The 25,145-nt window shown below is 63.8% G+C and carries 19 protein-coding genes; 9 read left to right on the forward strand and 10 right to left on the reverse strand.

Annotation, left to right across the window (positions count from 1 at the left end):
• Positions 1-2: 2 nt before the first annotated feature.
• The 3 genes from nadA to KWG56_RS11200 all read right to left on the reverse strand — a co-directional run bounded on the left by nadA (position 3) and on the right by KWG56_RS11200 (position 2,074).
• Positions 3-1,082, reverse strand: coding sequence for a quinolinate synthase NadA (gene nadA, locus KWG56_RS11190; RefSeq protein WP_219354816.1), 1,080 nt, complete (start codon positions 1,080-1,082; stop codon positions 3-5).
• 85 nt (positions 1,083-1,167) lie between these two features.
• A complete protein-coding gene (locus KWG56_RS11195) occupies positions 1,168-1,356 on the reverse strand; it encodes a helix-turn-helix transcriptional regulator (RefSeq protein WP_317134887.1) in 189 nt (62 codons plus the stop codon).
• A gap of 13 nt (positions 1,357-1,369) precedes the next feature.
• Positions 1,370-2,074 carry a hypothetical protein gene (locus tag KWG56_RS11200; RefSeq protein WP_219354817.1) on the reverse strand — a complete coding sequence of 235 codons (705 nt, stop codon included), beginning with the start codon at positions 2,072-2,074 and terminating at the stop codon, positions 1,370-1,372.
• Positions 2,075-2,209: 135 nt separating this feature from the next.
• Here KWG56_RS11200 and KWG56_RS11205 point away from each other — a divergent pair, with 135 nt between their 5' ends.
• From KWG56_RS11205 to KWG56_RS11220, 4 genes are all read left to right on the forward strand, one after another.
• A complete protein-coding gene (locus KWG56_RS11205) occupies positions 2,210-2,545 on the forward strand; it encodes a GIY-YIG nuclease family protein (protein ID WP_219354818.1) in 336 nt (111 codons plus the stop codon).
• Positions 2,546-2,642: 97 nt separating this feature from the next.
• On the forward strand, positions 2,643-4,160 hold the full coding sequence (ilvA, locus tag KWG56_RS11210) for a threonine ammonia-lyase, biosynthetic (protein ID WP_219354819.1): 1,518 nt from the start codon (positions 2,643-2,645) through the stop codon (positions 4,158-4,160).
• Positions 4,144-4,866, forward strand: coding sequence for a LamG domain-containing protein (locus tag KWG56_RS11215; RefSeq protein ID WP_244999484.1), 723 nt, complete (start codon positions 4,144-4,146; stop codon positions 4,864-4,866). Before ilvA ends, KWG56_RS11215 begins: the two co-directional genes overlap by 17 nt.
• A gap of 67 nt (positions 4,867-4,933) precedes the next feature.
• Complete coding sequence (locus KWG56_RS11220) at positions 4,934-5,743, forward strand: tetratricopeptide repeat protein (RefSeq protein WP_219354820.1); 810 nt, start codon at positions 4,934-4,936, stop codon at positions 5,741-5,743.
• Here the strand turns inward: KWG56_RS11220 and KWG56_RS11225 are convergent.
• Together KWG56_RS11225 and KWG56_RS11230 are read right to left on the reverse strand one after the other, a co-directional pair.
• The gene (locus KWG56_RS11225) at positions 5,740-6,270 is read right to left on the reverse strand and encodes a methylated-DNA--[protein]-cysteine S-methyltransferase (RefSeq protein ID WP_244999485.1); all 531 of its coding nucleotides are present in this window, start codon (positions 6,268-6,270) and stop codon (positions 5,740-5,742) included. The two genes, KWG56_RS11220 and KWG56_RS11225, sit on opposite strands and share 4 nt — an antisense overlap.
• A complete protein-coding gene (locus KWG56_RS11230; protein WP_219355281.1) occupies positions 6,254-7,345 on the reverse strand; it encodes a bifunctional transcriptional activator/DNA repair enzyme AdaA in 1,092 nt (363 codons plus the stop codon). Before KWG56_RS11230 ends, KWG56_RS11225 begins: the two co-directional genes overlap by 17 nt.
• A gap of 156 nt (positions 7,346-7,501) precedes the next feature.
• On the opposite strand from KWG56_RS11230, the gene KWG56_RS11235 reads away from it, so the two are divergent.
• Positions 7,502-8,104: a beta/gamma crystallin-related protein gene (locus KWG56_RS11235; protein ID WP_201096600.1), complete on the forward strand. Its 603-nt coding sequence runs from the start codon at positions 7,502-7,504 to the stop codon at positions 8,102-8,104.
• 43 nt (positions 8,105-8,147) lie between these two features.
• Here the strand turns inward: KWG56_RS11235 and KWG56_RS11240 are convergent, their stop codons facing one another.
• The 3 genes from KWG56_RS11240 to KWG56_RS11250 all read right to left on the reverse strand — a co-directional run bounded on the left by KWG56_RS11240 (position 8,148) and on the right by KWG56_RS11250 (position 12,530).
• Positions 8,148-9,278 carry an HAAS signaling domain-containing protein gene (locus KWG56_RS11240; RefSeq protein WP_244999486.1) on the reverse strand — a complete coding sequence of 377 codons (1,131 nt, stop codon included), beginning with the start codon at positions 9,276-9,278 and terminating at the stop codon, positions 8,148-8,150.
• Positions 9,275-9,622: a PadR family transcriptional regulator gene (locus tag KWG56_RS11245; RefSeq protein ID WP_236261010.1), complete on the reverse strand. Its 348-nt coding sequence runs from the start codon at positions 9,620-9,622 to the stop codon at positions 9,275-9,277. The genes KWG56_RS11240 and KWG56_RS11245 overlap by 4 nt, the downstream gene beginning before the upstream one ends.
• 157 nt (positions 9,623-9,779) lie before the next feature.
• A complete protein-coding gene (locus tag KWG56_RS11250; RefSeq protein ID WP_244999487.1) occupies positions 9,780-12,530 on the reverse strand; it encodes a TonB-dependent receptor domain-containing protein in 2,751 nt (916 codons plus the stop codon).
• Between the two features lie 603 nt (positions 12,531-13,133).
• Here KWG56_RS11250 and uvrB point away from each other — a divergent pair.
• A complete protein-coding gene (gene uvrB, locus KWG56_RS11255) occupies positions 13,134-15,488 on the forward strand; it encodes an excinuclease ABC subunit UvrB (RefSeq protein WP_219354822.1) in 2,355 nt (784 codons plus the stop codon).
• A gap of 498 nt (positions 15,489-15,986) precedes the next feature.
• On the opposite strand, the gene KWG56_RS11260 is transcribed toward uvrB, so the two are convergent.
• Positions 15,987-17,627, reverse strand: coding sequence for an anti-phage dCTP deaminase (locus tag KWG56_RS11260; RefSeq protein WP_219354823.1), 1,641 nt, complete (start codon positions 17,625-17,627; stop codon positions 15,987-15,989).
• 278 nt (positions 17,628-17,905) lie between these two features.
• On the opposite strand from KWG56_RS11260, the gene KWG56_RS11265 reads away from it, so the two are divergent.
• On the forward strand, positions 17,906-18,448 hold the full coding sequence (locus tag KWG56_RS11265; RefSeq protein ID WP_219354824.1) for a hypothetical protein: 543 nt from the start codon (positions 17,906-17,908) through the stop codon (positions 18,446-18,448).
• Between the two features lie 188 nt (positions 18,449-18,636).
• Here KWG56_RS11265 and lepA read toward each other — a convergent pair whose 3' ends face one another.
• Positions 18,637-20,445 (reverse strand): translation elongation factor 4, encoded by a 1,809-nt coding sequence (lepA, locus tag KWG56_RS11270; RefSeq protein ID WP_219354825.1) that lies wholly within the window; start codon positions 20,443-20,445, stop codon positions 18,637-18,639.
• Positions 20,446-20,638: 193 nt separating this feature from the next.
• Here lepA and KWG56_RS11275 point away from each other — a divergent pair, with 193 nt between their 5' ends.
• Positions 20,639-21,772, forward strand: coding sequence for an efflux RND transporter periplasmic adaptor subunit (locus tag KWG56_RS11275; RefSeq protein WP_219354826.1), 1,134 nt, complete (start codon positions 20,639-20,641; stop codon positions 21,770-21,772).
• An 8-nt stretch (positions 21,773-21,780) separates the two neighbouring features.
• Positions 21,781-24,873, forward strand: a complete 3,093-nt coding sequence (locus KWG56_RS11280) for an efflux RND transporter permease subunit (RefSeq protein ID WP_219354827.1) — start codon at positions 21,781-21,783, stop codon at positions 24,871-24,873.
• Positions 24,874-25,145: the final 272 nt, after the last annotated feature.

Here is a 25,145-nt window from a genome sequence, read left to right on the forward strand (position 1 = left end):
CCTTAGATCAGCTCAACGGCGACGTGGTGTTTGGCCTTGATCAGGTCATAGCGCGCCGGGACGACAGGCGGCGGCAGGTCGATCATCCGCTGCACGGCCTGACGCCCGCGTTCGATCATATCCTGCGGCACGGTCACCTCGAACTGCATGTGAAGCAGGCAGTCCCGGATATTCTCCAGCGTGATCCGCTTCATGTGCGGGCACAGGTTGCACGGGCCGATGAACTGCACGCCCGGAACGTCGCCCGCTACGTTCGACGCCATCGAGCATTCGGTGATCATGACCACCTGTTTGGGCCGTCTGGCCTCGACATAGTCGATCATCGCCGCCGTCGATCCGGCGAAGTCCGCCGCCGCCATCACGTCCTCGGGGCATTCGGGGTGGGCCAGGATTTCAGCGCCCGGATAGGCGGCGCGCATCTCGGCGATGTCGGCGGCGGTGAAGCGTTCGTGCACCTCGCACCGGCCCTTCCAGGCGAGGACGCCCACCGTCGTCTGGGCGGCGACATTGCGCGCCAGATATTCGTCGGGGATCAGGATGACGCGGTCCACGCCCCATTCGCGCGCCGCCCATTCCACCACCTGAACGGCGTTGGCGCTGGTGCAGCAGATGTCGGTTTCGGCCTTCACGTCGGCCGTGGTGTTCACATAGGTCACGACAGGCAGGCCGGGATAGCGCTGCTTGATCAACCGCACGTCCGCCCCCGTGATCGAGGACGCCAACGAACAGCCCGCGCGCAGATCAGGGATCAGAACGGTCTTTTCCGGCGACAGGATTTTCGACGTCTCGGCCATGAAGTGAACGCCCGCCTGGACGATCACCTTGGCGTCCGACCGCGCGGCCTCCTTGGCCAGGCCCAGGCTGTCGCCGACATAGTCGCCGACCCCGTGGAAGACTTCGGGCGTCATATAGTTGTGGGCCAGGATGACGGCGTTGCGCTCAACCTTCAGCCGGTTGATTTCGCTGATCAACCGGGCCTGTTCGGGCCATTCCATCGGGGTGACATGGTCCTTGACCTTGGCCCACACCCCGGCGGTCTCCCGCTCCAGTTCCTTCGTCAGACCAAAGGCGCCATCCGCCATGACCATCCTCCCACAACCCTTATGCTCAAAGTTAGCATAAGCAGGAACAATGTAGGCCGATGCGGCTGGCGCGCAAGTCACAACTTTAATCGCTCAGTTCGAACAGTGCGCCCAACGGCGCGTCCAGCGCCTTCGCCAAGGTCAGGGCCACCACGACCGAGGGCGTGAAAATGCGGTTCTCGATAGTGTTCACCGTCTTGCGGGAAACCCCGGCGCGATCCGCCAGCTCCTGCTGGGTCAAACCCGCCGCCGTGCGCACTTCTTTCAAACGCACGATCAATCTGGGCTCAGCCACGTGACGCCTGCCGGTCCAGCCACCAGTAACGAAGCGCGGCGGTGAGCGCCGAAATCTCGAATACGACAGGCATCCCCGCCGTCGCCAGCGGCGCATTGATAAGACCTGCAATATAGACCCCGGCCATCGCGATCAAAGCCGCCACAAAAGACCAGGTGACGGCGCTGCGCCGGAAATGGATCGTCAGTTCGTCAGCATCTTTCTCGGCGGCGCCTGGTCGCCTTTGCACCCTCTTGCCGCTCAAGATCATTTTGATGACGACGGCTGGCAAGGCCAAAGAAACCACCGCCGCCTGCCAGTCCGCCAGATCGCCATTCTGTAATGCGATCTGCCACGCCGCCCTCACACCGAACGTCATGTACAGCAGGCCAAACGCCGCCATAACGACAACTTGCAACGCCTCGGCGCTCTGCACCTGATCTCGATCCCAGGCCTCCCTGAGCGCATCTCGATCGGCGTCACGACGCCCCCAGAGGTCGAAGAACAGCAGGCACGTCAGCCCAAGGACAGTCAGAGACAGGGAAACGGCGACCATCGCCACCAGAGGCGGCACTGGGTTTTGAAACGCCATGACCATCAAGATCAAAGCCCCCGCCGCCAAACAGCCCAGCATCACCCCCTCGCGCCGGCGCCGCATCAAGCGCGCGCTCACCAGCATTTTTCGTTTTTCGACCTCGACCTGATCCACCACGTCCATGCACTCAATAACGATACCTGCAGGTTACATATAACCTACAGGTTACACTCGCAACCAAATTATCTTGCTGGCGACGCTAGATATTTACCCGGATCATATTATCTGGCATTTAACCCGGATAAATAGGAGATCGCCATGACTGGCGCCGCACGCAAAGACCTGATCGCCGCCTACAAGGAACGCCCCACGATCGCGGGGGTGTTCGCCGTCATGTGCACCGCCACCGGCCAGACCTGGGTGGGGCAGAGCCGCCATATCGACACCCAGCAGAACGGGCTGTGGTTCGCCCTGAAACAGGGCGCCAGCCCCTTCGCCTCGCTCCAGCAGGCGTGGAAGGCGCATACGCCAGAGGATTTCCGCTTCGAACAGCTGGACCGGCTGTCGCCCGATCTGTCGGATATGGCGCGCAAGGACGAGCTGAAGAAACGCGCCGCCCTGTGGGCCAACCGGCTGCAGGCCGACTTGATCTGACCGCGCCCGAGGTCCGGCACCGTTTTTGCTCGACCTTGGGCGCACACGCCCCTATCGACACATTCAATCCGGGCATCGCCTCAAATTCGATAGAAACGTGCAAGACACCATCCGCCGCATCCTGACCGCCCGCGTGTACGACGTGGCGGAGGAGACCCCGCTTGATCCGCTGCGCCGCCTGTCGGCGCGGCTGGACCGGCCCGTCCTGCTGAAGCGCGAGGACCTGCAGCCGGTCTTCTCGTTCAAGATCCGCGGCGCCTACAACAAGATCGCCAATCTGTCGGAGACGGAGCTGGCGCGGGGCGTCATCTGCGCCTCGGCGGGCAATCATGCGCAAGGGGTGGCCCTGGCCGCCGCGCGTCGCAACACCCCCGCGACCATCGTCATGCCGACCACCACGCCGGGCATCAAGGTCGCCGCCGTGCGCGCCCTGGGCGGCGAGGTCGTGCTGCATGGCGACAGCTTCGACGAGGCCTATGCCCACGCCCGCCATCTGGAGGCCCAGACCGGCGCCGCCTTCATCCACCCCTTCGACGATCCCGACGTGATCGCGGGGCAAGGCACCGTCGGGCTGGAGATCGCCCGCCAGCACGCCGACCCCATCGAGGCCGTCTTCGTGCCCATCGGCGGCGGCGGTCTGGCGGCGGGGGTTGCGGCCATACTGAAGTTCCTGCGTCCCGAAACCCGCGTCATCGGCGTCGAGCCGGTGGACGCCCCGACCATGAAATCGGCCATCGACGCAGGCGAGGTGGTCGCCCTGAACGAAGTCGGCCTGTTCGCCGACGGGGTGGCCGTGCGCCGTGCGGGCGACCAGACCTTCGCCCTGTGCAACGCGTTGCTGGACGAGATCGTGCTGGTGGACACCGACGCCATCTGCGCCGCCATCAAGGACATCTTCGACGACAGCCGCGCCATCGCCGAACCGTCCGGCGCCGTGGCCCTGGCGGGGCTGAAGGCCTGGTCCGCCGCCCATCCGGGATCGGGCAGCCTGATCGCCATCAACTCGGGCGCCAACGTCAACTTCGACCGCCTGCGCCACGTCGCCGAACGGGCCGAGATCGGCGAGGGCGCCGAGGCCCTGCTGGCCGTGGCGATGAAGGACGACCGCGACGACTACCGCCGCTTCCTGAACAGCCTGGACGGCCGCTCGGTGACCGAGTTCAACTATCGCTGGTCCGGCGACGGCCTGGCCCAGATCTTCGTCGGCGTGGCCCTACGCGACGGTCCTCACGAACGCGACGATCTTATCCAGAGCCTGCGCACGGGGGGCTATGCGGTCGAGGACATGAGCGACAACGAGACGGCGAAGCTGCACGTCCGCTACATGGTCGGCGGGCGCACCGTCGGCCTGCCGCACGAACGAATCCTGCGTTTCCAGTTCCCCGAACGGCCGGGCGCCTTCCTGCGCTTCCTCAACAGCCTGCAGCCGGCCTGGGCCATGACCCTGTTCCACTACCGCAACCACGGCGACGATGTGGGGCGGGTGCTGGCGGGCATCTGCGTGCCGCCGCAGGAACAGCATCTGCTGGAGGACGCCCTGGCCCTGCTGGGCTATCCCTATGTCGATGAGACCGCCAACCCCGCCTGCCGCCTGTTCCTTGACGGCGTCGCCTGACGAAAGTGCGTTCCGTCTCAGCCGACGGGCGCTGCTGGCCGCGCCGGTCGGCCTGAGCGCCTGCGCCGCCCTGCCCCAAACCGGCTGGCCCCGCGCGGGCTTGGCGGCGGACCAGACCGTCTGGACCTTCGACCGGCTGTCCGACATCGGCGGTTTCAGAACCACGGTCGAGGGCGCGCCGCGCCTGATCGACAGCCCGTGGGGTCAGGCCGTCTGGTTCGACGGCGCGGGCGACGCCCTGTTCATCGACAATCATCCGCTGGCGGGCGCCAGGACCTTCACCTTCGAAGCCCTGTTCCGCCCCGACGGCGGCGCCTTCGAACAGCGGTGGTTCCATCTGGAAAGCGACCCCGCGCCAGATGCGCCCGAGGCGCGGATGCTGTTCGAGGTGAGGGTCGTCGAACAGGGCTGGTATCTGGACACCTTCGCCCTTGGTCCCGGCTATCGCCAGCCGCTGATCTTCCCCGACCGCATCCACCCGCTGGGCCAGTGGAGCCATGTGGCCCAGACGTTCGACGGCGCGACCTACCGCGCCTATGTCAACGGCGTGTTGCAGGGCGAGGCGCCGCTGGCCTTCAAGCCGCAGGGACCGGGCCGCGCCTCGGTCGGCATCCGCATCAACCGCGCCTATCCGTTCCGCGGCGCCGTCCGCCAGGGCCGCTTCACCCCCGCCGCCCTGCCGCCGGAACGGTTCACCATGGGCTGAAGCCAACCTCGCCAAATACGGGTATTCATGCTTACTCTGGCGTTCCAAACAGACAGGAACGCACTTCATGCTTCGCATCCTGGCCGCCAGCCTTGTGCTCGCCACCGCGCCCTTGAGCGTTTCCGCACCCGCAACCGCTCAGACGGCGCAGCTTCGCGCCGCCAACTTCCAGACCCGTCAGGAGGTTCGCGACGCTCAGACCTATGACCGTGCAATCAAGGATTTTCAGTCGCGCGGCTATGCGGGTCTGACCCGCCATCTACCCGCTCTACGCGCTGCGTTTGACCGCATGCCTGACGACTATGCCCAGGTGGTCGTTCAGCATGAAACAAGCGTCGCGCGCCTGAGCGACGGCGGCGACGTCTTGCTGATGATGGTCATGCTGTCCGCGCCCGACGATACCGGCAAGTCCCGGGCCGCCATCACGCTTGCGAATGTCTATGGCGACATCGCCCTTCTGCTGGCCTCTGAGGCTGTGGAAGGCCGACGCTACGACGAAGCCCTCGCCTATCTGGACCGCGCCCTGAAGATCCAACCGGCCAACTGGCTGCTGCTCTCGGAAAAAATCGTCGCCCTGCAAGGCGCGCAACGTTGGGACGAGGCTCTGGCCCTTGCCGACGAAGCTCTGGACAGCGACGACATCCTGCTGACCTTGCACGATGATGCCTTTCATCGCCGACGCGGTTTCAGCCTGATCGAACTGGGCCGTCTGGATGAAGCCAAGGCCGCCTATGAGGCCGCGCTGGCCATTGACGAGGATGACGCCAACGCCAAGCGTGAGTTGGACTACATCAACAAGCTTCAGGCGGGTGCGCCGCCGACGGCGATCAACTTCGTCGCCCCCGCATCGACAACCCCGCCTCAGCCGCTGAATTAAATCAGCCGCCCGCCCGCTTCGTGCGCCAGCAGCCAGCGCTTGCGCTCCAGCCCGCCGGCATAGCCGGTCAGGGTTCCGTTCGCGCCGACCACCCGGTGGCAGGGCACGATGACGGCGATGGGGTTGGCGCCATTGGCCAGACCCACGGCCCGCACCGCCTTGGGCGATCCGACCGCCTCAGCCAGTCGTCCATAGGTCCAGGTCTCGCCTGCCGGAATGGTGCGCAGCGCCCGCCAGACCGACCGTTGGAAATCGGTGCCGCCGGTCTTCACCTCGACGCCGTCGAACGCCGACAGATCGCCGCCGAAATAGGCCTGAACCGCCCGCCGCACAGGCTCTGGCGCAGAACCTGGAACCAGGGTCACCTCGCCATAATGGCGGCGCAGCAGACGCAGGAACCGCGCCTCATAGTCATGAAAGTCGAGCGCCCGCACCGCGCTCTGGGCGTCGGTCGCCACCAGCACCTCGCCGACCGGGGAACCGATGCGGTCCAGCGTCAGGATCAGGTTTTCAAGCGGCTTCGTCATCACGCGTCTCCTTGATCGTGTTCCAGTACAGCGCCCCATAGGCGCGCCACGGCCTCCAGTGTTCGGCCCGTGCCGTCAGGGCCGCATCCGTCGTCGCCAGCCGGTCGCTGGGCGCATCCTCGCCCGCGTCGATCCAGTCTCCGGGCGGGCGCAGACCGGGCCGCGCCTCTATCGCCGCCGCCAGCGCCGGATCGTGCGAAAGGTCATGGGCGATGGCCTCTGGGTCGGCGGCCAGATCAAACACCCGCCGCACCCGCGCCAGAACCCCCGGCAGAGCCTTCAGCTCGGACACCCGCGCCTGGACCGCCAGCCGGTTCGCCGCGCCCGGCTGGACCGACACCAAGCCCTGCGTCCCGTCCGTGTCCGGCGTCAGGCGCCGCGTCCAGACGCCCGCCTCGACCGCCTCGTCGTCCGCGTCCCGTGCGCCCAGGGCCGCGATCATCGCGTCCCAGTCATAGGGCGGGCGATAGGCCAGACTGATCCGCACCGCCTCGCCGCGCGCCTCGTTCACCGTGCGACGGCGCAGTTCGGAAGGCGGGCGGCCGTACAGGGCCTGGAATGTCTCGTTGAACCGCCTGACGCTGCCGAAGCCGGACGCCATCGCCACCTCGGCCATCGACAGGTCGCTGTCGTGGATCAGCTGTTTGGCCAGCAGCACCCGCCGCGTCTGGGCCACGCTGACCGGGGCCGCGCCCAGATGCTGGCGGAACAGGCGGCGCAGATGCCGTTCGCCCACGCCCAGCCGCGCCGCCAGCGCATCGGCGTCCCCCGTATCCAGCGCCCCCGCCTCGATCAGGGCCAGGGCCCGGCTGACGGTGTTGGAGGTGCCGCGCCAGGCGCCCATCTCGGGCGCCGTCTCAGGCCTGCATCTCAGACAGGCGCGCAGACCCGCCTCCTGCGCCGCCGCCGCCGTGGGGTGAAACACCACATTGCCGCGATTGGGCGTCCGCGCCGGACACACCGGGCGGCAATAGATCCCCGTCGACAGCACGCCGGTGAAGAACCGCCCGTCGAACCGGACGTCCCGCGCCACCACGGCGCGCCAGCAGGCTTCCTGATCCAGCATCTGTTCCATGTCGGACAAGATGGGCGCTCGCCCGCCTCATGTCTCGCGGTTTTCGGACATGGATCGCCTGCACCGATGTTCAAGCCCAGCGAGATTCGATTCGCGCTCAGATCGCGACAGGCATAGCCTCACCCCGTCTGCACATAAAAAAGAGGGAGTAACGCCGTGGTTCGCCTGCCTCATCTCGTTGTCATCGGCGCCGTCGCCGCGATGGCTTTCAGCGCCTCCGCCCAGCAACGCACCAGTCCGCCCCGCCCGCCCGGCGGCGGCGTTCCGCCCGGCTCGTACCAGCAGACCTGTCGGGGCATATCCCTGAACGGCAATCTGCTACGCGCCCAATGCACCAATGAGCGAGGCGCGCCTGTCTCCTCGACCCTGGACACCAACAGCTGTCGCGGCAGCGACATCCGCAACGACAACGGCTATCTGCGCTGCGGTCCTGGCGGCGGCGGTCCTCGCCCGCCCGTGCCGCCCGGCCCCGGCCCACGCCCGCCTGAGCCTCCACGTCCTCCGTCCGGCGGCGCGTTCGAAGTCATCGCCTACACCCGCGCCAACTACAGCGGGCAGCAGCTTCGCATCCGCCACCCCATCGACAATCTGGCCGACCATCGCGGCTTCAACGACAATATCCGCTCGATCCGGGTCATCCGCGGCCGGGTCCAGATCTGCGAAGACGCTCGTTATCGCGGACGCTGCACCACGATCAGCCGCTCAACCGGCGATCTGAACCGTGTCGGCATGGCCAACAGGGTCTCCTCGATCCGCTGACCTGCACCGGCCCCGGCTGCAACCGGGGCCGGACTTCGGCTGCTCAGGACTCGCGCCCCACGATCAGCCGCGCCGTCGATTTGATCATGCGCCACACCTCGGCGATATAGCCCCAGACCACGGCGATCATGATCACGGTCGCCACCTGGAAGTCACCGCTGCGGAACAGGTCCACGACCCGCTGCCAGAAAGCCTCCGCCGTCGGAACCCAGATCAGCGGGCTCAGCGGCGAATGGAAGAACAGCCACCACATGGCCCAGGCCGTCGCCGCGGCGAACACCAGGTCGCCCAAGGCCGTCAGACGCACCGGCGATCCCGTCGCCGCCCGCGTGATGTCAAAGGCGATCCGCGCCAGGGCGAAGACGATCACGGGCCAGTACGCCGTCTCGACAATCCCGCGCAGGATGACGCCATAGTCCACGCCGCTGATCACGCCCGCCAGGTCCTGCGGCCGGACCGGCGTGATCGGCGTCAGATTGGTCCACCACAGCAGCAGCACCGTCCAGCCGATGGCGCTGGCCACCGCGCGCGCCGCCGGCGACATCTGGGCGTTCTTGCGGACCTCGACGCCCTTCTGGGCCTTGGGCCCGGACCAATCTCCCTTGGCCAGCCGCTCGCCCCAGGTCTCGGCGTCCAGATTGCCGATCTCGAACAGAGCCAGATCCTTGACCCGCCATTCCGAGATGAATTTCGGCTTCCTGTCCTGCCGCTCGATGAAGAAGCCGATGACGGTCAGAACCCCGACCAAGGTGAAGCCGCCGCTGATGAAGCCGTTGATCGCCTGGCCGATCGCCTTGCCGACATAGATGTCGCCGGTCGCCACCCGCGCCACGGCGCCCAGCACCGTCACGCAGACCAGCACCATCAGCGCCACCTTCACCGCGAACCACCACCAGGGATAAAGCTCCGCCCCGATCAGCGCCTGCGGGCCGGACCGATAGCGCGCCGCCACCGTCAGCGGATGCCCGACCTCGCGCAGCAGAGCCTCGACTTCATCATCCGTCGCCGCCCGCCCCAGACGCCCTTCCAGCGCCTCCAGACGCCCCATGATCTCGTCGCGCAGTTCGGCGACGATGTCCTCGCGCACATCCTTGGGCAGTTGCGCCGCAACGGCGCTCAGATAACGCTCCACCAGGTCCATCCCGGCCTCTCCCGTCTGATTTTCCGTTTTCACAGCATCTTCTCCAGCGAGGCCGACAGCCCGCGCCATTCCGTCGCCAGCCGCGCCAGCATCGCCTCGCCCCGCCCCGACAGCCGATAGAACCGCTTCTTCCTGCGGTCCTCCTCACGCCATTCGCTGTCCAGCAGGCCCTGGCTCTCCAGACGGCGCAGCAGCGGATAGAGGGTGCTCTCCTCCATCTCGATCCCCGCCTCGCCCAGCGCGACCCGTAGCGAATAGCCGTATTGCTCGCGCCTCAGACTGGCCAGCACCGCCAGGATCAGCGACCCCCTCCGCAGCTCCAGCCGCAGGCTTTCAAACAGAAGCTCCTCATCCTGACTCACCCGCCGCCACTCCATGCGCCGCATAGTGTGCGACACACAGTGTATGAGACATACTGTGTGAGGGAGTCAAGCACGCGCCTTCACATCCGCGCGCGCCGACCCTCCGCGCAAAGAAAAAGGGCGGCGGACCGAAGTCCGCCGCCCAAATTTCCAACCCGAAGGTTCGTCCGACTTAGAACGACTTGGTCAGGTTCAGGAAGGCCGTACGGCCCAGGTAGTCGTAGCCAGAGTACAGCGGAGCGTTGCCGATCCGGTTATACACGCCCGACGAGATGGTCGGGGGATCTTCGTTCAACAGGTTGCGAACACCCGCCGTCAGCGTCCAGCCTTCGCCCGAGTATTGAACCGAGGCGTTGTGCAGCCAGTAGTCGCCGACCGCGAGGTCGTACTGGCTCGTCGCCGGATCTTCCTCGTAATAGGCATAGCTGTCGGTGCCCTTGACCCACTCAACACCGTAACGCACCCGCCACTTGTCCCACGCATAGGAGACGTCAGCCGTGCCGGTGAACTCGGGGTTGTTGATCATCCCCTTGTAGTCTTCCAGCGGATCGTCCTCGAACAGCTTGTTCGAGACTTCCGTGTATTGAGTGATGGCCAGGTTGAACAGCGCCGTGCCAGGACCAACGTCCTTGCGATAGCGGACCGTGTAATCCAGCCCCTTCACGATGTCGGTAGCCAGGTTCACGTAGCTGTCGTGGACCGTCAGGGCATGCGTAACCGAGTCACGCTCGACCAGGCGGCAGAAGCCAACATCTGCATTGAAATCGGCAGGGTTGGAATCGTAGCAGCGCGTCAGGATGTTGGAGAACCCGGTGCGATCAACGCCGTTCTTGACCTCGATCTCATAGTAATCGACGGCGAAGGCCAGATCACCCCAACCCGACGGAAGCGGCGGTTGCAGCACCAGACCAATGGTCTTGTTGGTGGAGGTTTCCGCCTTCAGACCCGCATCAGCACCGCCAGCGGTGATGACCCTAACGCTCTGCGTGGACTGGTAGTCGGCAGCAAGACCTTCAGCCGTACAGTTGGCTACGCGGTTCGGGTTGACGCCCGGGGCAGTATAGTTGTTGCAACGATCCTGAGTGCTGGACTGGAAGCCGGTCGTTGCGCCAACGAACTGCTCGAACAGCGCCGGTGCGCGGTAGGAGGTGCCGTAGGTGCCGCGAACCGTGATCCAGTCGATCGGGCGATAGACCAGACCGATCTTGTAGGTCGTGTCGTCGCCGTAGGAATCATAGTCCGTGTAACGGAACGAACCATTCAGCGTCAGCTCCTTGGCGAACGGCGCATCCCGCAACAGAGGCGCTTCGATTTCACCGAAGGCTTCCCACACCGAGTCGGAACCACGAGTGATCGCCGACGTCGAGTAGTTGTAGGTATTGCCCGTTTGGGAATCCAGACCTGGCGTATCATCGATTTCCGACTTGCGATATTCCAGACCAAAGAAGCCGACGACCTGACCTGCGGGCAGGCTGAACAGCGGACCGTCGATACCGGCGCTTAGAATGGTCTCGGTGAACTCGGTCGTACCGCGAACCGGACGGAAGACGTAATCGACCCAATCCTTGGGCAGCTTGCCGCCGACAACGCTGCTGGACAGCGCCGGTGCAGCGATACAGCCGGGGTTAGACGCCAGTGCACGGCATTCGAAGCCGCCCGCACCATTGCTGACCACATCCAGGGTTTCAATCAGACGGTCCGTGAGGAACTGCTCGCTCGTGTAGTCCGAGCGCGACCGCGAATAGCTGGCCGACACATCATAGCGCCAGTCGGGCAGGAAGAAGTCGCCCTTCAGGCCTACCACGTAACGCGAGAAGTTCACTTCCTGCTTGGAGGTGTCATTGCCGAAGCCGATGAAGGCGCGAACACCCACATCCTGATCCTGGTTCAGGCCCTGATCGGGGGAGAAGGTGCTGAAGGCCAGGTTCGACGGGATCAGCGGGCTGCCCTTCGCATAGTCCAGCGCCAGCTGGCGATAGCCCGTCTGCGACGACTTGCGGTTATTGAACAGGACTTCGCCGTAGAGTTCGGCGTTACCCAGCGCATGAAGTTGATAACCGCCTTCACCATAGATGGTGGTGATCTCGACCGGCGAGATCAGCGATTCATTGAGCATACGGTCGTCGAAGGTGTCGCGAACGTTCAGATTGTTGGCGCCGCCGCCGACGCCTTCAAAGCCGATCACCCCTGAGTTCACGCCGGAGTTAGGACGCCAGCGATTGAACGAGGTCCCAACTGCGCCCTGCGCAGCAACGCCGGTCGCGAAGCTCGTTCCGATCGAGTTGATCGCCGACCCGTTCGAACCGGTCGTGGTGATCGGATAGCATTTCGATTTGCCGGTCAGCGGGTCGATATAGTCTTCGCCCTGCAGGAAACCGTCCGTTTGACAACGCGTGAACGCGCGGTCGCGCAGAGTCAGTTCGTCACGATCATAATGCTCGATCGAGCCAGCGGCCCGCCAGCGGTCGCCACGTGCGCCTGCCGTCAGCGAGAAACGGGTCGATCCGCCTGCGCCATTGGCTTCGAGCGGCTCATTACGTTGAGCTTCGAAAACAAGTCCTTCGAAGTTCTTGCGGGTTTCAATGTTGACCACGCCAGCCACGGCGTCAGAGCCGTACACCGACGACGCGCCGTCGCGCAGGACTTCAACGCGATCAATCATCGCGGTCGGCAGGACGTTCAGGTCGGCTGCGCCGACGGAACCGCGCGAACCAGCGGGCGAAACGCGACGACCGTTCAGCAGCACCAGGGTGCGGCTCGGACCCATTCCGCGCAGGCCAATGGTGTTGACGCCGCCGCCGCCGTTCACAACGTAGCCGCCGTAGGCATTGGTGATCTGCGACGTGCCGCCGGTGACAGCCGTGCTTTGCAGCGCCTCAGTGGTCGAAGCGAAGCCCTGCAGGGTCGCCTCCTCGCGCGTCACGACCTGCGTGGGCGACGGCGCATTATAATTGTCGCGGCGGATGCGCGAACCGACAACTACAACTTCGTCAACGTCCGAAGCTTGACTGTTAACCGAAGTCGCAGCCGCCTGCGCAAAAGCAGCGCCAGACGAAAGCAGCGTCAGAGAAACAGCAGCAGCCCCAGCGACTACTGTCGTGCTGAGGAGGAGATTCTTACGAGTACTCATATATCCCTATACCTATGAACGGTGAACAGGAAACACATCGTTACGCGAACGGTGTATTACGTACCAATGTTCGATCGTGTCGTGTCTTTGGTGCAATCATGGCTATGCAATACCCAAGTTAACAGCAACCAAAACAAGTCCAAAAAGCAACGCTATTCGAAAAGGTGCGGCATTTTTGACAACATTTGAACCAGAGAGCGACAACAATTGTCGATTTAGGCCGCATTGTGTTCGATATTGTTGGTATTGCGTCGATATATTGAAGTAATTTAGCCTTCCATTGTACTCTTTATCCTGAAGTCTCAAATTGAGCATGATTTAGAAAATCATTGTTTGCTGGATAGAGGTCATCCGGCTGCACTGGCGCGTACTCGCCCTGCACACTAAGTTCTGTTCATGCCTCGTTCCGCACCGCCGAAGTCGTCCGCGCCCCAGATCGCCAAGCCCGTCCATGTGCCGAACCCCGGCGTGCAGGAGGCATCGGCTCAGTTCATGCGCGAGACGGGAAAACCCGCGAAGGCCATGCCGATGTTCGCCCCCGTCACCGGCCCGCGCCTGACGCCGGAGGAGCCGGTCGCCGCGCCTGCGGGCTGGGCGCCGCACCGCCCCTCGCGCGAGGGAACCAAGAAGGGCGGCGTCTTCCGGCTGGAGACCAAATACACCCCCGCCGGCGACCAGCCCGCCGCCATCGCCGAACTGGTGGCTCAGGCCGAGGCGGGCGACCGGGATCAGGTGCTGCTGGGCGTCACCGGCTCGGGCAAGACCTTCACCATGGCCAAGGTCATCGAACAGACCCAGCGCCCGGCTCTGATCCTGGCGCCCAACAAGACCCTGGCGGCCCAGCTCTATTCCGAGTTCAAGGCCTTCTTCCCGGACAATGCGGTCGAGTATTTCGTCAGCTACTACGACTATTATCAACCGGAAGCTTATGTTCCAAGAACAGACACTTACATCGAAAAAGACTCGTCAATAAACGAGCAGATCGACCGGATGCGGCACTCGGCGACGCGGGCGATTCTGGAGCGGGACGATGTGATCGTGGTCGCCTCGGTCAGCTGCATTTACGGCATCGGGTCGGTGGAGACCTACACCGCCATGACCTTCAGCCTGAAGGTCGGGGACCAGATTGACGAGGCCAAGCTGCGCGCCGACCTGATCGCGCTGCAGTACAAGCGCAACGACCTGAACTTCGACCGGGGCATGTTCAGGAAACGCGGCGACGTGATCGAGATCTTCCCGGTCCACCTTGAGGACCGCGCCTGGCGCATCAGCCTGTTCGGCGACGAACTGGAGGCGATCCAGGAGTTCGATCCCCTGACCGGCAAGAAGACCGCCGACCTGACCGAGATCACCGTCTATGCGGCCAGCCACTATGTCACCCCGCGCCCGACGCTGAACCAGGCGACCCTGGGCATCAAGGCGGAGCTGAAGGAGACGCTGGACTGGATGGTCGAGAACGGCAAGCTGCTGGAGGCCCAGCGGCTGGAGCAACGCACCCGCTTCGATCTGGAGATGATGGAGGCCACCGGCTCCTGCGCGGGGATCGAGAACTATTCCCGCTGGCTGACGGGCCGCGCGCCGGGTGAGCCGCCGCCCACCTTCTTTGAATACATCCCCGACAACGCCCTGCTGTTCGTGGACGAGAGCCACGTCACCATCGGCCAGATCAACGGCATGTTCCGGGGCGACTACCGGCGCAAGTCGACGCTGGCGGAGTACGGCTTCCGCCTGCCCTCCTGCATCGACAACCGCCCGCTGAAGTTCGAGGAATGGGACGCCATGCGGCCCCAAACGGTTCACGTCAGCGCCACCCCCGGCCCGTGGGAGATGGAGCGGGCGGGCGGCGTCTTTGTCGAGCAGGTCATCCGCCCTACCGGCCTGATCGACCCGCCGGTCGAGATCCGCCCCGTCTCGGGCGCCACCCGCAACCAGGTCGACGACGTCATCGACGAGGTCAAGGCCACGACCCGCGCCGGCTACCGCTCCCTGGTCACCACCCTGACCAAGAAGATGGCCGAGGACCTGACCGAATATATGCATGAGCAGGGCATCCGCGTCCGCTACATGCACTCGGACGTGGACACGCTGGAGCGGATCGAGATCCTGCGCGACCTGCGGCTGGGGTCGTTCGACTGTCTGATCGGCATCAACCTGCTGCGCGAGGGTCTGGATATCCCCGAGTGCGGGCTGGTCGCCATTCTGGACGCGGACAAGGAGGGCTTCCTGCGCTCCGAGACCTCATTGATCCAGACCATCGGCCGCGCCGCGCGCAACGTCGACGGCCGCGTCATTCTATATGCCGACCGCATGACCGGCAGTATGGAGCGCGCCATCGCCGAGACGGACCGCAGGCGCGAGCGTCAGGTCGCCTACAACACCGAACACGGCATCACGCCCGAAAGCGTCAAGCGCGACATCAAGGAGATCCTGGAAAGCCCCTATGAGTCCCGCGACCTGGACCGCCTGACCAAGCCGGGCGTGGCCGAGGCCTCCAAACCCTTCGTCGGAACCAACTTCCAGGCCGCCCTGCGCGATCTGGAAGGCCGCATGCGCGAAGCCGCCTCCAACCTAGAGTTCGAAGAAGCCGCCCGCCTGCGCGACGAGATCAAGCGCATGAAGCTGATGGACCTGGAGTTCGCCAACGAAGCCCTGACCGGCGCAGGCGAAGAGGTGGATCGCTCAGCCCCGAAGAAATGGCGCAAGGAGGCGGCGGCGGAGGCGCAGGAGCGGTTCAGGAAGGGGCGGCTGTAGACTGGTCGATCTTAAGCTAAAGCAGCTGGACTCAGTTCAGCCCTAAATAGCCTTGACCGACGTAAGGTTCGTCTAGCTTCTTCGACCCACCCTCTGTCATTGGATGACTCGTCATAGAGGCATAGAGTTAAGCCATCACCTCGACCATGGTTTATCCGACGCGCAATGGCATGAAGTCCATGCCCACGAGGATCCGCCACCGCAACAGCATAGTCGAAATAATGTATTTTTCGATATTCCAGATACCTAAAAAGCTCAGAATGGATAAACTTTGGCCTCCTAAACACCGGCCTTGTGCGTATATCCAGCATAGAAACCACGGCATTTCTTGTCACAATATCGATTAGACCATCCTGATCGAGACTTTCCACATCGATAAACGCAATGAGGTTTGACCCGCAAACATGGTGTCCAAAAAGTTCAAGCTGAACTTCTTCGCGCTGCCTGTGCTCGCGATCACCAAATCTTGGAAGGCGAACGACGTTTTCCACAAAACCCTCACATCGTTGGGACCAGAGCTGCGGCACGCTCCTCGACATTAGCCATTTCCCGCAGCCTGACCGACTGGCTTGGCACGGTAGCTTCAGGAGAAACGTATACACCTCCAGGCCCCTTTAGTGCCACGCGCTTAGTGAAAAAGTCCTCGTACATTCTGGGCCCGACACCGGTGAACGGAAGAATGATCATCTTCTGTTGACGTTCGGTCACGCCCAATTCGGCATTTGAGATCGCATCGGAATGAAGTTCGATTGCCAAACTCTTAACATACGGCTCAACATAGAAAACCCGGCTAACTCCAGCACTCACCAAATGCCTTGCACAATTGTGACACGGATATGTGGTGCAATATAAGGAACTTGCAGTTGGTGAGTTACCGGATCTAGCAGCAGAAAGAATAGCATTCATCTCTGCATGTATCGCTCGCGAGTATTCGATCAATTCTTTCACACCAGGGAGCTCGCTCAACGCCGAGCCTTGGCTCAAGAAATATTCTCGAAAGTCCTTTGCAGAAAATTTTCGCGCCCGATCCGCAGTATCAGACCCCACAGCAGGTTTCGGATGCGCTATTAACGCCAGTTCGTCTGAAAACTTATCTGCGATCCAGCCCGCGATCTTTGTCCGCAATTGATCCTTTTTTCTATCATTATGGCAGCCGCGGAACTTTTCATTCGCAGGATCCCAGAGCCAAGCATGGCAACGATGATCTTGCGTCGAGTCCTCGCCGTAAACCCCGCCTCCAAATGCTGGAACGTCATTTGTCCCTGTTCCGATTATCTCACCGCTTGATGAGACGAGAACAGCACCGACTTGTCTAGACAGACACGAACTTTGCAAAGCAGCTGCATGAGCGTAGTTCATAGCGCGTTCGCCTGCGGTGGGACGAACTAGGCCGGCCCCCAACATAAGATTTACGAAACGCTCCACGTCCGCGTTCAAAGACGTGCCATCGGCCGCCCCCGTGTTGTTATCTAAAAAATAATCCGCAAGATAAAATGCATCTCGCACCTCTTGACCACTCTTGTTGACTCCGTCCTTCTCATCCCTATCCATGTAAGATCTAACAGACAGTTCGGACGCACCCCTATACTTAGCAGGCGAAGCCAATTGGCCTATTAATCGCCTTTCTCTAGCTGATCGCTCTCCGTGTATGGCGATCAGCCGAAATGCCTGCCCATACACATCTCGAAGAAACTCAACTTCAGATCTGTGCTTTATGGAATCTATTACGTAGGCAATTTTCTCATTTCCAGGTTCTGCTTGACCTCGCAGCTCTCTTATCCGTCTGACACCCAGTGAAGCTACGGCATAATTTCCATACTTACCGCGAAGATCATCTCCAAGATCTTGAAGCAATACAGCTCTTTCGAGCTTCATAATCCCTTCTTTTGGCCCCTCAATAGGCTGCATAGCGCCGGATTCTGGATAACTTTCTAGTATAAGTTCACTTAATCTCACCCTGTGAACAAGATATCCACTGTCCTCAAGAAAGACCTTTAATCTTTTTCCCGCAGTTGAACAGCCTGATCCAGCATACCCAACCAGACCGATAAATATTTCCTTAGAGAGTGGTGAGAGGTCGCCTGCTATTTCGGCTGAGTCATTGGCTGATTTCGGCTTGGAGATTACGGCTTGGGGCATTGAGCGATTATCCAATTCAATTCAACACAACCCTAAGCCGAATCGCAAACAGCCGGAAGATCACCAATCAACGTTAGAAAACAATCTTCACAACTCATTCAGCGCCTCCTCCATTCCTCCGCCTACACGATCCCGCGCTAGGTATTCAGGTAAAGGTCGCACCCTTTTGGGAGATGCGGCGGACCTGTTCGCACTCGATGACGGTATCAAGGTCAGCTTCGCGCAGCTGGATCTCGAGGACGTCCGATCCTGACGTTCGACGCTGCTACAGCGCGCCCATGACCTACGGCCCGATACGGAAAATCCGTTCTGAGAACACCTGGTGGGAGATCAGGCGGGCGTGGGAGCGGGGCGAGACGGGGGCGTCGCTGGCGTTGCGATATAATGTGGGGCTGTCGAACCTGTGGCGGCGGCGGGCCTCTGAAGGCTGGCGCAGGCTGAAGGGCGAAGACCCGCCGCCCGAGCCGCTGGAAGGTTGGCCTCGCTACGCCCGCCGACAGCGCGAGGCGTTCAATGAGCGACTGCGCGACGCACGCGATCTGGCCCAATGCCTGATGGAGACCGCCAAGGACGAGCGGCTGATGCAGGCGCCGCACTGGCACATACCCTGGCTGTACTGGTGGCGGGCCGAACATCTGGGACCGGCGGCGACGGCGCGTGACCGGGCGCGGGCGCGCGAGACGGGTCAGCCGTGGGCCGAGGTCTTCTGGGATGACGACGGGCGGCTGAGGCCGCTGGAGGTGCTGGACGCGGAAATGGCGCGGCTGCACCCGCAGGAACTGCGCGACGAACTGGGCGTGCCAGAGGACGTGGAGATATGACGCCTCTCCCTCCCCGTTCCGGGGAGGGTGGTCGAGCCGGAGGCGAGACCGGGTGGGGGCGGCAGGGCGACGTCCCACGGTCTATGGTTCAGCAGGTCAGTGCGGCCTTGCCGGGTCGGCCCCACCCGGCTTCGGCTGACGCCTCAGCCACCCTCCCCCGCAGGGGGAGGGAAAAGATCAGTGCGCGATCAATCCTCGTCCATCTTGAGCGCGGCGATGAAGGCTTCCTGCGGGATTTCGACCTTGCCGAACTGGCGCATCCGCTTCTTGCCCGCCTTCTGCTTCTCCAGCAGCTTCTTCTTGCGGGTGGCGTCGCCGCCGTAGCACTTGGAGGTCACGTCCTTGCGCAGGGCGCGCACCGTCTCGCGGGCGATGATCTTGCCGCCGATGGCCGCCTGAATCGGGATCTGGAACAGGTGCGGCGGGATCAGCTCCTTCATCTTCTCGACCATGCCCCGGCCGCGCGTCTCGGCCCGCTGGCGGTGGACCAGCATGGACAGGGCGTCGACCGGCTCGGCGTTGACCAGAATGGACATCTTCACCAGATCGCCGACCTTGTATTCGGTGATCTCGTAGTCGAACGAGGCGTAACCCTTCGAGATCGACTTCAGCCGGTCGTAGAAGTCGAAGACCACCTCGTTCAGCGGCAGCTCATAGACCACCATGGCGCGGCTGCCGACGTAGGACAGCTCGATCTGCTGGCCGCGACGGTCCTGGCACAGCTTGATCACCCCGCCCAGATATTCGTCGGGCGTCAGGATGGTGGCCTTGATCCACGGCTCGGCGATGGTCTCGATCTGCATCACGTCGGGCAGATCGGCCGGGTTGTGCAGGTCCATCTCGGAGCCGTCGCGCAGGCCGATCTTATAAACGACCGACGGGGCCGTCGCGATCAGGTCGAGGTTGAACTCGCGGCTGAGGCGTTCCTGAATGATCTCCAGGTGCAGCAGGCCCAGGAAGCCGCACCGGAAGCCGAAGCCCAGCGCCGCCGAGCTTTCCATCTCATAGGTGAAGGAGGCGTCGTTCAGGCGCAGCTTGCCGATGGCGGCACGCAGGTCCTCGAAGTCGGCGGCGTCCACCGGGAACAGGCCGCAGAAGACCACCGACTGGACTTCCTTGAAGCCCCGCAGCGGTTCGGCGGTGGGCTTCTTCTCGTCGGTGATGGTGTCGCCGACGGCGGCGTGGGCCACTTCCTTGATCTGGGCGGTGATGAAGCCGACCTCGCCGGGGCCAAGCTGGTCCACGGGGGTGTTCTTGGGCAGGAAGACGCCGACCCGGTCGATCAGGTGGGTCGAGCCGTTGCGCATCATCTTGACCCGCATCCCGGTCTTCAGCACGCCGTCGAACACGCGCACCAGAACCACGACGCCCAGGTAGGGGTCGTACCAGGCGTCGACCAGCATGGCCTTCAGCGGGGCGTTGATGTCGCCCTTGGGCGCCGGCAGCTTGGCGACGATGGCCTCCAGCACATCCTCGATGCCGATGCCGGACTTGGCGCTGCACAGCACGGCCTCGGAGGCGTCGATGCCGATGACGTCCTCGATCTGAGCGCGAACCCGCTCGGGCTCGGCGGCGGGCAGGTCCACCTTGTTCAGGATCGGCACGATCTCGTGGTTGTTGTCGATCGCCTGATAGACGTTGGCCAGGGTCTGGGCCTCAACCCCCTGCGAGGCGTCGACCACCAGCAGCGAGCCCTCGCACGCCGCCAGCGACCGCGACACCTCATAGGCGAAGTCGACGTGCCCCGGCGTGTCCATCAGGTTCAGCACATAGTCCTGACCGTCCTTGGCCTTGTAGTTCAGGCGGACCGTCTGGGCCTTGATGGTGATCCCCCGCTCCTGCTCGATCTCCATATTGTCCAAGACCTGCTCGGACATCTCGCGCGCGGTCAAACCGCCGGTGAACTGGATCAGGCGATCGGACAGGGTCGACTTGCCGTGGTCGATGTGCGCGACCACGCTGAAGTTGCGAATGTTCGAGATAGGGGGAGTCGTCATCCGCGCGCCCTATCACGCGGACGTGTCGGGGACCAGAGCGAGCGCTGATCTGCGCCTTTGTCAGTGCCAGATTAAGGGTTTGCAACAATCGCTTTCGGCGTTTGAGAGGAACAAACACAAGCTGTAAACAGCTTTGCCCTACAGGCTCGGCGCAAGCCGATGATCCGCTTCGCCTGCAACCGAGGATTTCCCCGTGTCAAAGACGACCCGAACCGCTCTGGGCCTTAGCGCCGTTGCGCTTTCCGCCCTGTTGCTCGCAGGCTGCGGCGGACACGGAGGCGATGAAAAGAAGGACGAAAAAGCGGGCAGTTCGCGTCAGACCGTCACGGCGGCGACCGTCGCCCAGACCAGTCTGAACCGCGTCATCACCGCATCCGGCACCGTGTCGGCCTGGCAGGAGGTGCCGGTCGGCGCCGAGACGGGCGGCCTGACCGCCGTGGCCCTGTATGTGGACGAGGGCTCCTACGTCCGCGAAGGCCAGCCGCTGGTGCAGATGAACGACGTGCTGCTGCGCGCCCAGGTGCAGCAGCAGCAGGCGGGCGTGCAGACGGCCGAAGCCAACAACGCCCGCGATGACGCCGCCCTGGCGCGTGCGCAGGAGCTTAAGGATCGCGGCTTCCTCAGCCAGGCGGCGCTGGACACGGCCCTGGCCAACCAGCGCGCCTCAGCCGCCAACCTGGCCTCGGCCCGCGCCTCGCTGGCGGAGACCCGCACCCGCCTGTCCCAGGCCACCATCCGCGCGCCCGTGTCCGGCCTGATCATCAGCCGCAGCGTCACCAAGGGCCAGATCATCGGCGCGGGAACCGAACTGTTCCGCATGGTCCGCGACGGTCGTCTGGAGTTGAACGCCCAGGTGCCAGAGACCCAGCTGGGTCTGGTCCGCGCCGGTCAGTCGGCGACCATCTCCTCCAGCGAGGGGGGCGATACGACCGGCACGGTCCGTCTGGTCACGCCGGAGGTCAACGCCAGCACCCGCCTGGGTCTGGCCCGCATCACCCTGGCCAGCGGCAGCCACCTGCGCCCGGGCATGTTCGCCCGCGCCGACATCGCGGCGGGTGATCAGCCCGCAACCACCGTGCCGACAGCGGCGGTCCTGTACCGCAACAACAAGCCGGGCGTCTTCGTGCTGAACACCGACAGTTCGGTCCACTTCCAGCCGATCACCGTCCTTTCGCGCAGCGACGCCCAGACGGCGGTCGAGGGCGTCGCCGTCGGCGCGCGCGTGATCGTGGACGGCGCCGGCTTCCTGAACGAGGGCGACCGGGTCACCGTGGCCCAGACGCCCGCCCCTGCCCCGACGCCTGCCGCCCAAGCTGCGGCCAAGTAGGACCGATCATGAACCAGATCTCGTCCTGGGCGATCAAGAACCCGATCCCGATCATCCTGCTGTTCGTCCTGCTGACGCTGGGCGGGGTGGTCGGCTTCTCGGGCATGCGGATCAACTCCAACCCCGACATCGACTTCCCGCTGGTTTCGGTCACGGCGGCCCGTCCCGGCGCGGCGCCCGCCGAAATGGAGGTGCAGGTCACCCGGCTGATCGAGGATTCCCTTGCCGGTCTGTCGGGCGTGCGCCACATCACCTCCAACATCAGCGACGGCGTGTCGTCCACGGTCATCGAGTTCGAGCTGGGCACGGACACCGACCGCGCCACCAACGACGTGCGCAACGCCATGACCGGCCTGCGCGCCTCCCTGCCCCAGGACATGCAGGAACCGGCGGTCCAGCGCATCGACATCACCGGCGACGCCCTGATCACCTATGTGGTCCGGTCGCCGACCATGACGCCTGAACAGATCAGCTGGTTCATCGACAATGAGATGAGCCGCGCCCTGCTGGCCCTGGGCGGGGTGGGCGAGGTCAACCGTTCGGGCGGCGTGGACCGCGAGATCCGCGTCGAACTGGACCCGCAGCGTCTGGCCTCATACGGCGTGACCGCCGCCCAGGTCAGCCAGGCCCTGACCAACGTCAACAACAACCTGCCCGGCGGCCGCGTCACCATCTCCGGCTCGGAGCGGGCCATCCGCACCCTGGGGGCCGCGGCTTCGATCGAGCAGCTTCGCGCCACCCTGATCCCCCTGGGCAATGGTCAGACCGTGCGCCTGGATAATCTGGGCGAGGTCGAGGACAAGTGGAGCGAACCGCGTCGCCTGGCCCGCTATAACGGCCAGGAAGCCGTCACCTTCAACTTCCTGCGCTCGCGCACGGCCAGCGAGGTCAAGGTCGCCGACAAGGTGCGCGCCGAGGTCAAACGGATCGACGACGCCCACCCGGAATTGACCATTCAGCAGGTCACGGCCAGCGTCGAGCAGATCGAGGAAAGCTATTTCGCCTCGCTGGAGGCCCTGGTGGTCGGCGCCATACTGGCGGTCATCGTCGTCTTCATCTTCCTGCGGGACTGGCGGGCGACCTTCATCGCCGCGACGGCCATGCCGATGTCGCTGATCCCTACCTTCGCCATTCTGGGCCCGCTGGATCAGTCGCTGAACGTGGTCACCCTGCTGGCCCTGTCGTTGACCATCGGCATCCTGGTCGACGACGCCATCGTGGAGATCGAGAACATCGTCCGGCACATGCGGGACGGCAAACCACCCTATGACGCCTCCATCGAGGCCGCCGACGAAATCGGTCTGGCGGTCGTGGCGACGACGGGCACGATCGTCGCCGTCTTCGCTCCCGTGGGCTTCATGCCCGGCATCATCGGCCAGTTCTTCAAGGCCTTTGCGCTGGCGGCCTGTATCTCGGTCGTCTTCTCGCTGGTGGTGGCGCGGACGCTGACGCCGCTGATGGCGGCCTTCATCCTCAAGCACACCCATCATGAGGACAAGGACCCGTTCTGGATGAACGGCTATCTGAAGGCGCTGCGCTGGTCGCTGGCCAACCGGTGGAAGGTCTTCATCCTGGGCATCCTGTTCCTGGCCGCCTCGGTCGGAACCTCGTACCTGGCCAGGATGTCGTTCGAGTTCATGTCGCCCGGCGATACCGCGCGCGCGGCCTTCCAGGTCGAACTGCCGCCCGGCGCGACCCTGCGCGAAACCGACCGGATCGTGCAGCAGGTCACCCGCAAGCTGGAGGCGCGCGACGAGGTCACCTCCGTCTATGCCGCCATCGGCGGGCAGGACGTGAACCAGGCCAATATCTACGCCGACCTGGTGCCGAAGGGCGACCGCAAGCTGAGCCAGCAGGTCTTCGCCCGCACCATGGTCGATGAGTTGAAGCAGATTCCCGGCGCCCGCATCCGCGCAGGCATCGCCCAGCAGGGCGGCGGCCCAGGCGACGGCACCACCTACACCTTCTCGATCCTGGGCGATAATCCCGAGACGCTGAACGCGGCAGCCCGCAAGGTCGAGGAGGAGATGCGGGGGGTCAAGGGTCTGGCCAATGTCGTCAACTCGGCCGCCATCGCGCGGCCCGAGATCCTGGTCACCCCGCGTCCTGACGAAGCGGCCCTGGCGGGCGTGTCCGCCGGCGCCATCTCCCAGGCCGTGCGTGTGGCCACCATCGGCGACGTCGATCAGTTCCTGCCCAAATACAACCTGGGCGACAGGCAGATTCCGATCCGCCTGCAACTGACCGAGGCGGCGCGCGAGGACATCACCGTGCTGCAGAACCTGCGGGTTCCCGCCAACAACGGCGAAACCGTGCCGCTGAGCGCCGTCGCCGACATCCAGTTCGGCGCAGGCCCGGCGACGGTGCGCCGTCAGGACCGTTCGCGCATCGCCTCGATCAGCGCCGAACTGGACGGCATCGCCACCGGCGCCGCCAGCGCGGCGGTGCAGAAGCTGCCCTCGGTCAAGAGCCTGCCGGAAGGCGTGCGTCAGGTTCCGGCCGGCGACCAGGAGTTCATTCAGGAGATGCTGAAGGGCTTCGCCATCGCCTTCGCCTCGGGCATCTTCCTGATGTACGCGGTGCTGACGCTGCTGTTCAAAAGCTTCGCCTATCCGATCACCATCATGGCGGCCCTGCCGCTGGCCATCGGGGGGGCCTTCATCGCCCTTGCCATCGGGGGGGCCAACTTCTCCATGTCGGCCCTGATCGGGGTGCTGATGCTGATGGGGATCGCGGCCAAGAACTCCATCCTGTTGGTCGACTATGTCATCATGGCCGAACAGGGCGGGATGCCGCGTCGCGAGGCCATTCTGGATGCGGCGCACAAGCGCGCCCGTCCGATCCTGATGACCACCTTCGCCATGGGCGCGGGCATGGTGCCTATCGCCCTGGGCGTCGGGGCCGACGTGCAGTTCCGCGCGCCCATGGCCATCGCCGTGCTGGGCGGGTTGATCTCCTCGACCTTCCTGTCCCTGCTCTACATCCCGGCGATCTTCACCCTCGTCGACGACTTCGCCCAGTGGATCCGCGGCATCCTGCACCGCAAAACGGCGGGCCAGCGCCAGTTGGCCCAGCCGAAGCCGAGGACGACGACCGAGTGAAGACAATCACCCTTTGCGGACCCTCGCTGGGTCCGCGAAGGGTGGGAAGCGGACCCCATCATCAATAGCTTCGCTGCATGTCAGAACTCATCGATCAAGCCCTTGCCGCTGTTGAAGATGCCCTTTCTGGACATCGGAGAGGTGATCCAGCGGCGCCGTTTTCGCCGAAATTCCTCGCTTCGGTCAGGGCGGACTTGGAGCGCATGGCCGTCTCGCCTCAGTATCAGCCAGCCTACCCACGCTTCGTTCTCGACTGGCCCGACAAATCCGGA

It is taken from the genome of Brevundimonas nasdae (genome assembly GCF_019395145.1).
Taxonomy (GTDB): domain Bacteria; phylum Pseudomonadota; class Alphaproteobacteria; order Caulobacterales; family Caulobacteraceae; genus Brevundimonas; species Brevundimonas nasdae.

What these genes read in the sequence shown, in the direction of transcription:
- KWG56_RS11230 (WP_219355281.1), bottom strand. Translation starts at nt 7,345, where the DNA reads ATGGAACAGATGCTGGATCAGGAAGCCTGCTGGCGCGCCGTGGTGGCG.
- KWG56_RS11200 (WP_219354817.1), bottom strand. Translation starts at nt 2,074, where the DNA reads ATGGACGTGGTGGATCAGGTCGAGGTCGAAAAACGAAAAATGCTGGTG.
- KWG56_RS11245 (WP_236261010.1), bottom strand. Translation starts at nt 9,622, where the DNA reads ATGGAGTGGCGGCGGGTGAGTCAGGATGAGGAGCTTCTGTTTGAAAGC.
- KWG56_RS11280 (WP_219354827.1), top strand. Translation starts at nt 21,781, where the DNA reads ATGAACCAGATCTCGTCCTGGGCGATCAAGAACCCGATCCCGATCATC.
- KWG56_RS11220 (WP_219354820.1), top strand. Translation starts at nt 4,934, where the DNA reads ATGCTTCGCATCCTGGCCGCCAGCCTTGTGCTCGCCACCGCGCCCTTG.
- KWG56_RS11205 (WP_219354818.1), top strand. Translation starts at nt 2,210, where the DNA reads ATGACTGGCGCCGCACGCAAAGACCTGATCGCCGCCTACAAGGAACGC.
- nadA (WP_219354816.1), bottom strand. Translation starts at nt 1,082, where the DNA reads ATGGCGGATGGCGCCTTTGGTCTGACGAAGGAACTGGAGCGGGAGACC.
- uvrB (WP_219354822.1), top strand. Translation starts at nt 13,134, where the DNA reads ATGCCTCGTTCCGCACCGCCGAAGTCGTCCGCGCCCCAGATCGCCAAG.
- KWG56_RS11260 (WP_219354823.1), bottom strand. Translation starts at nt 17,627, where the DNA reads ATGCCCCAAGCCGTAATCTCCAAGCCGAAATCAGCCAATGACTCAGCC.
- KWG56_RS11265 (WP_219354824.1), top strand. Translation starts at nt 17,906, where the DNA reads ATGACCTACGGCCCGATACGGAAAATCCGTTCTGAGAACACCTGGTGG.
- KWG56_RS11225 (WP_244999485.1), bottom strand. Translation starts at nt 6,270, where the DNA reads ATGACGAAGCCGCTTGAAAACCTGATCCTGACGCTGGACCGCATCGGT.
- lepA (WP_219354825.1), bottom strand. Translation starts at nt 20,445, where the DNA reads ATGACGACTCCCCCTATCTCGAACATTCGCAACTTCAGCGTGGTCGCG.